Genomic DNA, 13,855 nt, shown 5'->3' on the forward strand with positions numbered 1-13,855 from the left:
AAACCCACTACCAGTGGGATGAGCACCGCTCGTACGTTCGATTATAAAGCAAATTGGTTGCCCTTACCATCCCCAAAAGGGGATGCCGAGCAACGCCGCCTTTCATCCCACGATTGAAACCGTGGGCTTTCAGGCGGCTTTTTCTGTAATCCAAAATATGAACAACCTGAATGGCCGTTCCGGTCACTCTAAGAACAATTTCACCCAATGCACATAACCAAAACAAGTACTAAAACAGGCTGTCTAAGATTCTTAGAAACTTCTTCATTTGTCACAGACACCTCACAGGTCAAGATTCAATGAGGGGGATTACAGCCCCTCGTGCTCCCCCTTTTTCTCTAGGTCTCCTTTGGAAAAACTTCTATTCACCAACTTGAATGTTTATGTATTTTGAAATCAATTCTAATTATAATTAGATCTTTTCAATAATACAATCTATAATATATACTACTAATATAAGCTTATTTCCCAATTTTCTAACCTTTATTTCCTGAAAATGCTAATTAAAAAAGGGGGAGTTTTATTGAAACGCTTTGGTTGGCTTCGTTCGTTTCTGTTTCTAGCGCCCTTGGTCTTCGTCATGATGGCTTGCAATCAACAAACAGCAACCGCTCCCAAGTCGGATGCCCAAAAGGCAAACCAGGTCGAAATCTTCAGTTGGTGGACGGGTGCCGGAGAAGAAGACGGACTTAAAGCACTGATCAAGCTTTTTAAAGAAAAAAATCCCGACATTGAAGTCATTAACGCTGCCGTGGCCGGCGGCGCCGGTACCAACGCCAAAACGGTGTTGGCCACGAGAATGCAAGGAAACGATCCTCCGGATACCTTCCAAGTGCACGGGGGAGCCGAACTGAATGACAGTTGGGTCGCGGCCGGAAAAATGGAACCCTTAAACGATTTTTACAAACAACAAGGCTGGACAGACAAATTTCCCCCTGCCCTGATCGACCTTGTCAGCAAAGGCGGCAACATCTATTCCGTCCCAGTGGACATCCATCGCGGCAATGTGTTGTGGTACAACAAAAAAATCTTTGACCAATATGGTTTAAAACCCCCCACCACATTTGATGAATTTTTCAAAGTGGCGGATACCTTGAAAGCGAAAGGGATCACTCCTTTGGCGCTGGGAGACAAGGAACCTTGGACCGCTACCCAACTCTTTGAAAATATTCTCCTTGGTACCTTGGGTCCCAACGACTACGACAAATTATGGAAAGGCCAACTTTCCTTTGAAGACCCACGCATCAAACAAGCGCTTGCCACCTTCAAAAAAATGTTGACTTATGTGAACCAGGACCATGCCGCGCGTAACTGGCAAGATGGCGTTCAATTGGTCGGAAAAGGAGAGGCCGCCATGAACGTCATGGGGGATTGGGCAAAAGGATATTTGACCAATGATCTGAAACTGAAGCCAAACCAAGATTTTGGTTGGGCTCCCTTCCCTGGCACGAACGGCACCTTTGTCATCATCACTGACACCTTCGGCTTACCCAAAGGGATCAAACACCCCGAGGCAACCAAAAAGTTCTTGGCCGTACTCGGCTCGGTGGAAGGGCAAGATGCATTCAACCCGCTCAAAGGCTCCATCCCGGCCCGGTTGGATGCCGATCCGAAAAAATATGATGTCTATGGTCAACAAACCATGAAGGATTTCAAAAACTCCAAATTGGTTCCAAGCTTGGCACATGGCTCTGCCGCTCCGGAAGGATTTGTCACTCAATTCAACCAATTGATCAACACCTTTGTCACGCAAGGGAACATCGATCTCGCCATTCAAATGATGAAGCAAGATGCCACAGCCAACCTGGGAGTGAAATAACCATGAATTCCGATTCAGGTGGCAGGTTTCCTGCTGCCTGATTTTTCTTGAAGGAGGAACTTGTCATGGCTCAAGCATCTCCATTCACGACACCCCAAACCCACCCGAAAAAAAGAAGCGGACGAAATCGCGAAAAGTGGATCGCCTTCCTGTTTCTTTTGCCCTCGATCCTAGCCATCGCCATTTTTGTCTACGGTTTTATCGGTTGGACCGGCTACATTTCTCTGAGCAAATGGAACACCTTTGTCCAAGATCTCACCTTTAGTGGCCTGGACAACTACCGGTTCCTGTTCAACGACTTCCGTTTTCAGTCAGACCTGCGAAACACGATCATCTTTACCGTTTTGTTCACTCTCCTTTGTATTGGATTGGGGTTGTTTCTCGCTGTTTTGTTGGATCAAAAAATCAAATGGGAAGGTCTGTTTCGCAACATTTTCATTTTCCCGATGGCTTTATCGTTCATCGTGACCGGCGTTGTTTGGCAGTGGATCTTTAATCCGAGCACCGGCATCAACTTGATTTTGAAAAAAATCGGAATCACTGATCCGCCACTTTGGTATGTCCAGACCAGAGTGGTCCTCCCTCTGCATATTGGACAAATCCAGTTCGGGGTCCCAATGGCATTGATCGCCGTTGTGATCGCAGCGGTTTGGCAGTTATCCGGCTTCACCATGGCCATGTATCTGTCCGGCCTCCGCTCCATCCCAGATGAATTGAAAGAAGCGGCGCGGGTGGACGGGGCCACTGAATGGCAAACCTTCCGCTATATCCTATTGCCGCAACTCAAACCGATTACGTTTAGCGCCGTCATCATCTTGGGCCACATTTCACTCAAAATTTTTGACCTGATTTACGCGATGACCGGACCCGGTGCCGCTTTCGTCACCGACATGCCGGGCCTTTACATGGTGGAAACGACGTTTAAAGGGAGCCATTATGCACAAGGGGCCAGCATTGCCATCATCATGTTGCTGCTTGTTTCTCTCCTGATCGTTCCCTATCTGATCTTTACCTTCAGAAAGGAGGAAACCCCATGACCCTCTCCCGCACAGGTCAAATCATCCTTTATGCAATCCTCATCATTCTGGCCCTGCTTTTCCTCACGCCCATCTATATTATGGTCATTACCAGTATCAAGCCGATCAATGAAGCCACTTTATCCGGGATGTGGAAGCTCCCCAGCCACGTGGATTTGGAAAGTTACCAGATCGCCTTTGAGAAACTGTCTCCCAACATCTTAAACAGTTTTTATCTGGTCATTCCGGCCACCATCCTCTCCGCGGTTTTGGGTTCACTGAACGGCTATATCCTTTCCAAATGGCGTTTTCCCGGCTCCAATATCCTTTTCACCTTGATTTTGTTTGGTATGTTCATTCCATACCAGAGCATCTTGATACCACTTATCCAGTTTTTGCAAAAAATCCAGCTTTACAATACCATTCCCGGACTGATTCTCGTACACGTCGTTTACGGAATTCCGATCACCACCCTAATTTTCCGCAATTTCTACGCCAACATTCCGACGGAAATGATCGAAGCAGCCAAAATCGACGGTAATAGCATTTGGGGCATCTATCAGCGGATCATCCTGCCCCTGTCGATTCCGGGGTTTGTCGTCGTAGGCATCTGGCAATTCACCCAGATTTGGAATGAATTTTTGTTTGCTGTCACCATCACCAACACCTCGCAACAACCGATCATGGTCGCCTTGCAGAACTTGTCGGGCAGCCAGATCGTCCAGTGGAATATCCAGATGGCCGGTGCTTTGCTGGCAGCACTCCCGACTTTAATCGTCTATATTTTTCTGGGAAAATATTTCATCCGGGGATTATTGGCCGGATCGCTCAAAGGCTAGAAAGATCACGACAATTAAGAAAGAAAAATAGCTGAACAGGAGAATTCATCCATGAAACAAATTGAAGTCGTCGTCGCCGTGAAAGCTTAACTATTTGGAAGAAAAGAGAGAAAGTTAAAATATTGTGAGATCTATTTGGGGACATGCCCGGAATGCTGATGGCCGCCACCACCCGCAGTCGAAATGAGTGGACGTTTTCTCTCTTGGAGATCCGGTCAGAGAACCGGATCCTGGAAGTCGGCTACGGTCCCGGGGTGGGAATCTTTCAATCAAGCGAAGGGATTCAAGAGGGAAAGATTGTGGGAATCGATCCTTTGAAACGATGCGAAAGCAGGCGGAACGGCGCAACCGCCGGGCCGGCCGACAGGGGAAGGTGCGTCTAGTAACCGGAAACATCGAGGAGTGGTCCGCCTTTGAGCATTCCTTTACCAAGGTCTACTCCGTCAATTCCGCGATGTTTTGAACCGATCGGGTTCGCGTGTTTCAAAAGCTCCACGGATGGCTTGAACCGGAAGGACGGATCGCCATCACTTATCAGCCGTTGGGAAAGCACACTCCTGGGTTAGATGAATTTGCCGATCGGCTGATCGATGAATTGAAACAAGCCGACTTTGTTCAGATCCGGCGGGAAACGAAACTGTTAAGACACCGCGCCAGCGGTTTGCATCATCGCTGAAAAGGCGAAGTCGTGAGTTCTTATTCAGGTACGGGAGGGACTCATTTTCCGCCGAGCGACCTGCCGCTGCATGGAGCAGAGGCGGAAAATCGCGTCCCGACCCCCTGGGCAGGTTTGTCAGCAGCCTGCAAAGGCCGGTTAATCCGGCCTTTTCTTCTTATAAGGAGGTGAGGATATGGCCCAAACTATAGCGAGTCTCACCGTTAAGATCGGGGTGGATCTCGCCTAAAAAAACAAGCCACAGTACCTACAACAATCATGTAAAGGTTTTTAAAAAAGGCAGCCACTCACCGCTTTTTCTATTTTTAACCTGGCGACAGCTCTTGCAGACCGTTTCCGATGTATTCTGGGCTTCTACTTGGAGTACACTCTATAGTCAGAGGTTGAGAAAATTTGCTTTGCGGTGAGAACAAAAGCCGTATCTCATCTTATCCCTTTCCCCAGCTACCAGTGATTCCTATCGGCTTTGGACTCGGCCCTAGCTTCGTCAATTTTTTTGTTCATTTTGTTACGTTCTATCTCATGACGAATTCCCTCCAACTCTATACGAATAATTTCAATGATCTTGTCCAATTTCTCTTTATACTCCTCGAGCTTTTTGTAACGATCTTTCATAAAGACCCCTTTCTATGGTAAGTTGCTTAGCTAACTCCCTTACGGTCTGTTTAAAACAATGTCATTAATCGTCTCTCATCAACAGTTTCATTTTCTGATTATTAAAAATAATTATACCAGTTAAAAACCAATTATTCAAAGGAGTCTAGTGAGATTTGTTGGTACAAACATTTGGAACAGATGATCCAATAAAAAGAGCATGCAAGCCACTACGCTCCACACCTACCGACCATTCACAGCCTGATCCCGGCGGGACTCGATGTCTCAGCGTCTCGGCTTCATGCTCTTTACTATGTGATTGTTTCCTCAAAAGTAGTGGTTCATACTTGGGAGCCACCAGTATCCGTGTCAGTGCCCTTTAATCTTGGCGGGTAAAAAAATTCCCTTAAAAGAAATATCGGGCACCATACAGGCCAAAATTTTAGGTATGAGAGGGTGATAGAGGACAGAAAGAACACCACCTATCAAGGGAAAAGTCAAGGAAAATATGGAGAAGAAGCAAAGCGTATTTAAAATAATAACTGCTTCCTGGAGGAACAAAGGTGAAAGTGATACCCGGGAAGCAAGCGAAAGATAACTGGATGCCAAAAAAGCTGGATATAAGAAAAGATGAGAAGAAAACCATCCAGGGATCGCAAACTGGGCGGTTTTCTTAGTGTAGTATGCTAAAAAATGTCAAGCTACTCTTTTTGATCAGTATTCATCTCACCTTTAATCTTGCGGTAAAATTGGGCCTCTGTTGCAGAGTAGTATGGAATTAACCAAATAAATCCGACTCCTATAGTTAATAGACTTAAAAGTAACCAACCGATAAAGCTAAGTTGCAGTGCAAACAACTCCATCTTATGTCCGTTCATTATTTCACGACTTTTAGTTATGGCTTCATTGATAGATAATTCAGGGTGATCAATCAAAATATAGGGAGTCATGGAATAGGAAAACCATTTAATAATCCCTGGAATAATGAATAATAGACTCCACAACATCAAGTAGATGGACTGGATTACGTGCCACATTATTCCTCTGAGTAATAACTTTCCACTGGTAAAATAATAAAACAATTGTCTGATGTGAGCAGGTTGATTACGACAGATATTCAAGAAGATAAGAGATGTTCCAAGTATTAGACCTCCAGTTGTGAGTACATTCCAAATGAGTGAGACCCAATCAATAGCAGAGTGTTTAGGAAAGAAAACAATAGATGACTCTGTTTTTGGAGCAGAGTCTAAGAAAAGAGAGATGTCTAGATCCAAAGGAGCATCGGCAAAAAAGTCAAACAATGAATTGAAAAGAATATACAAAATAGTGCAACCAATCGCTAGCCCCCATTTCCCTGTTAATGATTCTCTTCCCAGTCTTCTAAGTTCTTTAAAATCCATGTTTTCCATAGAAAGTTCCCCTCCAGATATAAGCAGACGAGTTTTAGTAGGAACGGCATTACCAACTAGAGAAAGAAGAAGACGGAGCATGCCTAACTATAGGAGACCAACAGGTGTAGTTTCTTCAAAGATGCTCTCTCCTTTCTGAAAAATGGGCTTGCATAAATATCATTCGAATGTGAGTTTGATTTTGTGAAATAAATTTTCTTATATAAATTCCGAAGAGACAATCAAAAAAATCGTTCGCTTTGCTAGAGATAAAAAGCAAGCCGGTTACGAGAACATCTGGCATTATTGAATAGTAGACCCGCTTTGGGATATGCCACCGTCTTCAGTGTGCAACAGACGCTCAATGATGTCATTAACAACCTTGTAGATCCCAACAATATATATGTTCGTGCCGGTGCAGTAGGAGGAAATGGAAGTTTAGCGAAGCCTTTTGGTACAATTCCACAGGGTATTGCAGCCGTAAACCTCGGGGGGGCTGTTAATATTTTAAGTGGGACGTACCCTATAACTTCTCAAATTGCCGTTAACAAGTCCGGCATTACATTAAAGGGTGAATCAGGGACCGTTCTTTTATTGCAGGCGAACCCGAACCTGATTCCGCTAATGATCTTAGCAAACAATACGACCATTGATGGTTTAACCATCACAAGTGATATCCCTTATCCGAGGGAATTTATCCAAGTCGGCGGAGCAAATACCACCCTGATAAATAACACGATCTACGGTCTACCCCAAGCACCGCCCATGATAAACTGGGTAGTCAATCGAGCAGTGGTACCTCAGGAAAGTAATACGAATTTAACCGTCGAAAACAATACCTTCTATTCGCTACGTACTGGGATATATATCAATCCGAATGTAACCGGGGCCATCAATAATAATGTGGTTTACAATACTAAAGGTGGTTTCTTAGTGGATCGTGCGTTCACTACGTTCGTTGGTAATTCATGGGGAACTCCTGCCTATGAGTTTGATATCGTGTTACTAGCTGGCACCACTATGGGAACTCCATACAATGACCTGCCTGCATTAAGTGCTGCAATTAATGATGCAAGCATTTCAGATCAAAGGTGAAGCCTATCCACTCTGCTTTTCCCCTGTGCACCGCTTCGGCGGTGCTTTTCAGTTGATTTGGTCTGACTGGTCGAATTTTTTTTCTGTATCTTCCATTCGGTGTACTCACGATCGAGTACCGATTTCAGATCCGTAGATAAAAACGGGCACCAGAAGTCCTTTGATAATCCCCTATAAATTGTTTAGTCTTTTTCTATCTTCCCCTCACTGGATCATTCCAAATGCGTATTCAGATTGATGTTGAAGAATTTGATGGATTCCCGATCCTTCTCAAACACAGTGATTCCGGTATTATCTTGATGGATCCTTCTGTAATTCCTAAAAGGCATTCCGAGCGATCCAGCAATAAAGATACGGTTAACCGTATTATGAGCGACGACAAGAATTGTTTGCCCCTTATGTTTATCCGCGATTTCGTCAAAGAAAGCTTTCGTTCTGTTATAGATTTGTTCAGCTGTTTCTCCGATCCTCCCTGCCTGAGTAGTTCCCGGATCGTTCAGCCATTCCTCCCATGCTTCTGGATCTTCCTCCATAAACTGCTTTTTTGTTTTACCTTCCCATAGGCCGAAATCTGCTTCGATAATCCGCTCATCTTTTTCAACCGACAGCTGGTGCTTAGCTGCAATGATTCTTGCTGTTTCATAGGCTCGAGACAAGGGAGAAGCATACGCAGCAGCAAACGGCACTTTTTCTAAATACACAGCAACTAATTCTGCTTGTTTTCTTCCCTTATTTGAAAGTTCAATATCAGATCGACCACAATATCGGTTGTCTGATGCATTCCATGCAGTTTCGCCATGACGCAATAAATAAATCCTAGCCAACAACATTCCCCTCTTTCGATAAATAGCCTTTGTCTTGAAGTATCTCGATAAAACGATGGTAGTTTTCGTCGTATTGAGAAATGAGCTGTTTCGAAGGTTCAACTTGTTTTTCACAAACTGTTAACGCTTTTCCGGCCTCGCTTATACTTGAAAAGTAATTTTGCGAAGCTGCGAGAATTGCCGCGCCAACAGCACCCATCGTATGTCTCATTTTATAGATTGGCTTATTCAGAACACTGCTTCGGATGGTTAACCAGATATCACTGTTACTGGCGCCGCCTGCCGTGAAAACGGCACGAACCTGTTCACCCGAAAGACCCTCCATAATTTCATAAGCATAGCGTTCGAGATACGCGACTCCTTCCATCTTAGCGGCAAAAGCCTCTTCTTTTGAAAGCCCCTGCGGTTCAAAACCTCTTGCTTGAGGCGCGATGAAGGGGAAGCGTTCCCCTTCTTGATGCAACGGATAGGCCATAAAAGAAGTTGGAATGATGCCATCTGCCTGTTTATTTAGCGCTTCCAGATCGGCGTTTCCAAATTCCTTAGTGACCCAATCGGCTCCAGTATTACTCGCACCACCTGGCATCCAAAATCCTTCCGGATGGCGATGATTATAAATCCGGCCGAGCGGATCAACAACTTTATTCTTGGTCACGCCTTTTATTACAAGGGTTGTACCGATCGTCGTGTTCCAGTCGCCGAGATGTATCGCCCCTGAAGCGATTTGAGAAGCACAACCGTCTGTCATGCCGGCAACAATCATAATCGTTTTTGGCAGGCCTGTTATCTCGGCTACTTCTGGTAAAATCCGGCCTATCGGTGTTCCAGACGGATAAACGTTAGGAAACCAGCTCCTCGGTAGGGACAGTTTTTGAAACAAATAATCAGGCCAGCACAAGTTTGTAAGATCATAGCCGGTTTTAAGCGCATTGGTATAGTCCGTTACACCCCATACGCCACTTAACTTTCCCGTTATAAAATCGGTGGCATGAGCCCACCTATCAATTTTTTCATATTTTTCAGGATAATTATTTATAAACCATAGAATCTTCGGCAACCCGCTCGAAGAGTTAAAATCTTTGTATCCTTCCCCGTTGTCTTGGGAAGCTGCCTCTCGACAAACCTCGGCTTCCGTGCTGGAACGTTTGTCACTGTACATTATCGCGCCATGAAGTGGTTGATTATTACTGTCTAATGGAATCATCGTACCAGACGTTGACGTTACGGAAAGAGCTTGGATGGCATCAAGTTTCCCGACTGATCGGAGCTGGTGTGCCAGATCTCCCATCACACGCAATAGGACGTCCCACCATTTTTCAGGAGACTGTTCCTGTCTCGCTCGCTCATCCAGTTCGAATGTCTCTTCTCGTGAGCCCACAAGATTTCCGGACTGGTCAATTGCTACAACCCGAATTCCCTGTGTTCCGATATCTGCTCCCAAAAAAATTGGCGAGCTGTTCACTGGATCTAACCTCCCCTTAGATGAGGCGTTTTCAGCCTGGAAGGGATCGAAACAAACCAACCCCTAACGGGCTTTTTCATGCCGCAGAAGCCAAAGGCGTTCTGACGTGACAACTGTGTTTGTTCGGCAAAACAAAAAAGAATGGCTAGCCATTCTGGAGCACTCCATTACTTCAAGCTTTATCTACCGGTTTTGGTCTGCGAAAGTCGAGTTTTTAAGTACAGCGTGATGATGAGTGACCCAAGACTGATTAATAAATGATCAAAGTACATTCCTAAGATTAATGTCACAAGTGCTGTCATAACCAAGGCAATTTGTAACCGCTTGTCCATGCCTTACTCCTCCATGTTATAACTGAAGGAGTGAGCATGATTGGTGCGCTTAACAGTACCTGTCAATTCAAACAACTTTGCTTGAATATTCACGTATGCGTTGTATTCAATTCTCTCTAACATGTCGTACGCCTTGCGAAGGGTCTTATCGATGACTAGGATCCCATGCTCACGTAGTAAGGTGGCTACAGGGATGTCACCTGCTCGACTTTTTAGATAGGCATATACACGATCTGCTAACTCTTTACTGGTAGCCGGAGCAAACTCAAGCGTTCGTATCTCTCCAAGCTTCCGGGTGGCTTCGCACATATGAGGCATCTCGATCCCTAAAGAGGCGAACACCATGGATTCCTTTGGATGAGCGTGTATGACTGCACCTGCGTCTGGCATGGCATCATAGGCTGCCATATGCATATTAAATTCACGGGTCAGTTGTCCGTCTCCCTCTAAAATGTTCCCATTCGAATCCACAACCAGGATTTCTTCCGGTTTCAAACGGCAAAATTTTTGTTGCGACATGAGGGAAGGCGTCATGATAAATCTTGAATCGCTCATCTTTACACTTATGTTGCCCCCGGCCGCATTGGTCAACAATCGATCGAACATCATCCTTGCGACTTCGCACACGTCTTTACGCTCTTCAAAGTACAACACACGCTCTCCCTCCTCATAATCCGAACTTGTTTTTCAAGTTGTCTCGTCTGTTCCAACGAAAAAGATGAGCTGGATGTATGAGTGGCTTTAGAGGCACTCAATGCTGTCGCAAAACAAAGGGCCTCTTCGAGATCCGCTTTCCTGCTCAACATCGCAACGATGCCCCCTACAAAGACATCTCCACAACCGGTATCATTTCTTGCTTCGATGGATGGAGCGATTACTTGAAAAACTTCCCCGTTGTGACCCACCAGACTGCCTCTTTCTCCAAGAGAAACGATGACATACTTGATTCCCTCAGCCATCAATTGTTCTATTTCACCCGTGTATTCCTCCACGGTGCTCAGCGTTCTACCTACCATTTGCTGAAATTCGTATTCATTTGGCTTGATCAGATACGGCCGCAACTGAATGGCTGTTTCCAGATACGGTCCACTCGTATCTACCACCAATCGACCACCGTTTTCCTTCACACACTGAAGTAATTCACGATAATCATCCGGAGAAAAACCTTCAGGGGGACTTCCAGCAAACACTACCCAGTCCCCCGGCTGAACTTGCTGGCTCAGTTTTTGATGCAGCCGTTGGATCGATTCTATAGTAGGTTGAAACCCCGGTTCCGTAATCATCAAGCTTCCTTCACCCGTACTGTCCAACAGCACCAAGGTTTCACGGACGGTTGCGTTGTTCTGAACCACAAAGTCGCAATTGACTCCTTTTCGTTCGAGCAGTTGAATGAATTGATCCTTCTTGTTTTTCCCTACGAATCCCGTAGCGATATTGGGGATCTTCAATGCTGACAAAACAAGGGACACATGGGTCCCCTTGCCGCCAATATCATATTGGATGCCACACACTCGATTGTTCTTTTTGCGTTCGATCTTGCCCTTGATGTGAAGGATCCGATCGAGCGCAGTATTCAGAGTAACCGTATAGATCATCTATCCAACACCTTCCTGAAGCGGGGAAGAAAAACCAGAGATGTCATAAAGACATGTGATGACTCGTTCCCTCGAGCTCCGTCGAAAGCTGATCCGCGCGCTTTTGCATACCCTTGTAATACCAGTAGAACAGCCCCAACCATCCAATGGCCAAAGCCAAACCCAGGAACTCCCCGTGAACGATGTTGGATGCTTGAGCGAATATATAACGAAAGTCGGGCAATTCAATAGAACTCCACGATAAAAACTGGCCATCTTTCACATTGATCACATGGGTATCCTTCGCCAGGTTGGTGATTGCGGGAGCAAAGAAAGTTGCTACATACAGGAAAACCGGTGTCGTCAGTACGCCAAGCACGATCATACGCAGTAGATTTCCACCGGTCACAATGAGGGCTGGTACAGCCAGCGAGAGGTTGATGATCCCTCCAAAGGGTAGAATGTTGTTTCCGGGAAGGATGACTGCCCATAACAAAGTAATGGGTACCCAAATGATCATAGCCACCCATAATTCATTGCAACCTGCCATAAACGGCCAATCCAACCCGATGTAGAGTTGACGATCGGAGTACTTTTGCTTCATAAATTCAGAGATGGAATCTGACAGTGGAGCAAGTGCTTCCATGAACAAGCGGGCAACCATGGGAAACAGGGTCAAGGCAGCTGCCCCTTGCACCCCCAGGATGAGAATTTTTTGCGGCGGATACTGGGCAAAAGTCCCGATCAGGACTCCAATGATGAACCCCATCACATGATTTTCTGCGAATATTCCGATCTTTTGTTTGAGCCAGTTGGCGTCGATGTGTTTATTTAAGAACGGAATATAATCCAGCAGGCGGTTAATGGGATACAGAAATACATTGAAAAGGGTCATCCCATGGGTACAAGTGACGCCAGGGATTTGTGTCAATTTTTGGATTTGCTTCTGGTTGACATCTCCCATTTTCAGTTCAAGCACCACCTGAATGGCTGCGATCAAAAAAGCCAGCGGAATATTACCGGACACCCCGATCACGAGAACCGCGGTAAAAATCTTCCCCCACACGTTCCACAAATCCACGTTGAGTGTATTTGTTTGTTTCAACGCCAACATGATGAGATTGATTATAATCTGAATAGGAAACATCAGGAAAGCCAGCGGCCATGCCCATGCGAGAGTGGACATGGGGGTCCAGCCCCCATCAATCGCATTCAAGTTGATGCCGCTGTTCTTGACAAACTCTTGTGCCGCCGGACTGATGGAATCCATCATGAAACCGACGACCATGTTCATTCCGATGAAAGCCAATCCCAGGGTCAGCGCAGATGAAAAGGCATCTCTAAATTTCATGCGGACGATCAAACCCACGATGATCATAATCAATGGAACGAAGACAGGGGCACCAAGGTCCAATACAAAATGAATCGCGTTTTTGAGTACTTCCATATTGGAACCTCCTTTTAATAAGGCCAATTATTTCAATGCCTGGATGATCTTTTCAAGCTCTGCATCCATACCAACACCCGTTAGAAAAGGAATTCCGCTGCAGACGGTAACGGGATAATCCTTGTCTGGCTTCGTAATCGATACATACACGTCACAGTTTTTGATGTGTCGATCCAGGGATTTGATATCTACGGCATCTACCTGCGCCGGTATCCCTCGTTTCTGTAACAGATTTTTGAGTTTGGATGCGACCATTTGACTCGTCGCCACGCCAGAGCCACACGCTACAATCACTCTTTTCATACACTCAACCCCTTTGCAGAGAGATTTTTTTCCAACAAACTCATGATGATCTCGACATCATGTTCCTTTAGCAATTGATCCATCACCTGTTGTTTCATGAACAGGTCAACCAGGCTTTGCAGCAGATCCACTTGCTCTGCAGATTGTTTCAAACCGAGTACAAAGACGAGTCGGGCATCTACCACTTGATCGTGAGTGGCCATTTCAACAAACTCAATCGATTGTTTGGGGCGAACCATCGCGATAAAGGGTGTTTTGATGTGTTCCGGGTCTGTATGCGGAATCGCCACATGGTATGGAAGGATACGCAACCCGGTAGGATATTTTCTTTCCCTTTCCAGAATGGCTTCTCGAAAAGTCTCTTTGACAAACCCTTTTTCGCACAAATAGCGGGAAAGCTTCTCCAGCAGATCCTCTCGGTCAGCATAAACCACATCGGTGAAAATCAATTCTCTATGAAAAAAGTGACTAAAAATCGTACCCACC

Annotated in this window: 14 protein-coding genes; 6 read left to right on the top strand and 8 right to left on the bottom strand. The window is 45.5% G+C overall.

The window, feature by feature from the left end; translation table 11 throughout:
* The first annotated feature begins 583 nt into the window (after positions 1–583).
* The 5 genes from NWF35_RS08125 to NWF35_RS08145 all read left to right on the top strand — a co-directional run bounded on the left by NWF35_RS08125 (position 584) and on the right by NWF35_RS08145 (position 4,350).
* On the top strand, positions 584–1,819 hold the full coding sequence (locus NWF35_RS08125) for an ABC transporter substrate-binding protein (RefSeq protein WP_301238625.1): 1,236 nt from the start codon (positions 584–586) through the stop codon (positions 1,817–1,819).
* 65 nt (positions 1,820–1,884) lie between these two features.
* A complete protein-coding gene (locus tag NWF35_RS08130; RefSeq protein ID WP_301238556.1) occupies positions 1,885–2,856 on the top strand; it encodes a carbohydrate ABC transporter permease in 972 nt (323 codons plus the stop codon).
* Entirely contained in the window at positions 2,853–3,674 is an 822-nt protein-coding gene (locus tag NWF35_RS08135) for a carbohydrate ABC transporter permease (protein WP_301238557.1), read from the top strand. Before NWF35_RS08130 ends, NWF35_RS08135 begins: the two co-directional genes overlap by 4 nt.
* A gap of 152 nt (positions 3,675–3,826) precedes the next feature.
* Entirely contained in the window at positions 3,827–4,057 is a 231-nt protein-coding gene (locus NWF35_RS08140; RefSeq protein ID WP_301238558.1) for a hypothetical protein, read from the top strand.
* Between the two features lie 95 nt (positions 4,058–4,152).
* Positions 4,153–4,350: a hypothetical protein gene (locus tag NWF35_RS08145; protein ID WP_301238559.1), complete on the top strand. Its 198-nt coding sequence runs from the start codon at positions 4,153–4,155 to the stop codon at positions 4,348–4,350.
* A 1,295-nt stretch (positions 4,351–5,645) separates the two neighbouring features.
* Here the strand turns inward: NWF35_RS08145 and NWF35_RS08150 are convergent.
* Positions 5,646–6,353, bottom strand: a complete 708-nt coding sequence (locus tag NWF35_RS08150; protein ID WP_301238560.1) for a DUF975 family protein — start codon at positions 6,351–6,353, stop codon at positions 5,646–5,648.
* Positions 6,354–6,638: 285 nt separating this feature from the next.
* On the opposite strand from NWF35_RS08150, the gene NWF35_RS08155 reads away from it, so the two are divergent.
* The gene (locus NWF35_RS08155) at positions 6,639–7,427 is read left to right on the top strand and encodes a right-handed parallel beta-helix repeat-containing protein (RefSeq protein WP_301238561.1); all 789 of its coding nucleotides are present in this window, start codon (positions 6,639–6,641) and stop codon (positions 7,425–7,427) included.
* A 212-nt stretch (positions 7,428–7,639) separates the two neighbouring features.
* On the opposite strand, the gene NWF35_RS08160 is transcribed toward NWF35_RS08155, so the two are convergent.
* From NWF35_RS08160 to NWF35_RS08190, 7 genes are all read right to left on the bottom strand, one after another.
* Positions 7,640–8,251: a histidine phosphatase family protein gene (locus NWF35_RS08160; protein ID WP_301238562.1), complete on the bottom strand. Its 612-nt coding sequence runs from the start codon at positions 8,249–8,251 to the stop codon at positions 7,640–7,642.
* The gene (locus tag NWF35_RS08165; protein WP_301238563.1) at positions 8,244–9,713 is read right to left on the bottom strand and encodes an FGGY-family carbohydrate kinase; all 1,470 of its coding nucleotides are present in this window, start codon (positions 9,711–9,713) and stop codon (positions 8,244–8,246) included. The genes NWF35_RS08160 and NWF35_RS08165 overlap by 8 nt, the downstream gene beginning before the upstream one ends.
* 335 nt (positions 9,714–10,048) lie before the next feature.
* Positions 10,049–10,699: a class II aldolase/adducin family protein gene (locus NWF35_RS08170; protein ID WP_301238564.1), complete on the bottom strand. Its 651-nt coding sequence runs from the start codon at positions 10,697–10,699 to the stop codon at positions 10,049–10,051.
* Positions 10,651–11,640, bottom strand: a complete 990-nt coding sequence (locus NWF35_RS08175) for a 1-phosphofructokinase family hexose kinase (protein ID WP_301238565.1) — start codon at positions 11,638–11,640, stop codon at positions 10,651–10,653. Before NWF35_RS08175 ends, NWF35_RS08170 begins: the two co-directional genes overlap by 49 nt.
* 43 nt (positions 11,641–11,683) lie before the next feature.
* Positions 11,684–13,066, bottom strand: a complete 1,383-nt coding sequence (locus NWF35_RS08180; protein ID WP_301238566.1) for a PTS galactitol transporter subunit IIC — start codon at positions 13,064–13,066, stop codon at positions 11,684–11,686.
* 27 nt (positions 13,067–13,093) lie between these two features.
* Positions 13,094–13,369, bottom strand: a complete 276-nt coding sequence (locus NWF35_RS08185; RefSeq protein ID WP_212774580.1) for a PTS sugar transporter subunit IIB — start codon at positions 13,367–13,369, stop codon at positions 13,094–13,096.
* Positions 13,366–13,854, bottom strand: coding sequence for a PTS sugar transporter subunit IIA (locus NWF35_RS08190; RefSeq protein WP_301238567.1), 489 nt, complete (start codon positions 13,852–13,854; stop codon positions 13,366–13,368). Before NWF35_RS08190 ends, NWF35_RS08185 begins: the two co-directional genes overlap by 4 nt.
* Position 13,855 lies beyond the last annotated feature (1 nt).

Origin of the sequence: Polycladomyces subterraneus, assembly GCF_030433435.1 — a bacterium.
In the GTDB taxonomy this organism is placed as follows: Bacteria; Bacillota; Bacilli; order Thermoactinomycetales; family JIR-001; genus Polycladomyces; species Polycladomyces subterraneus.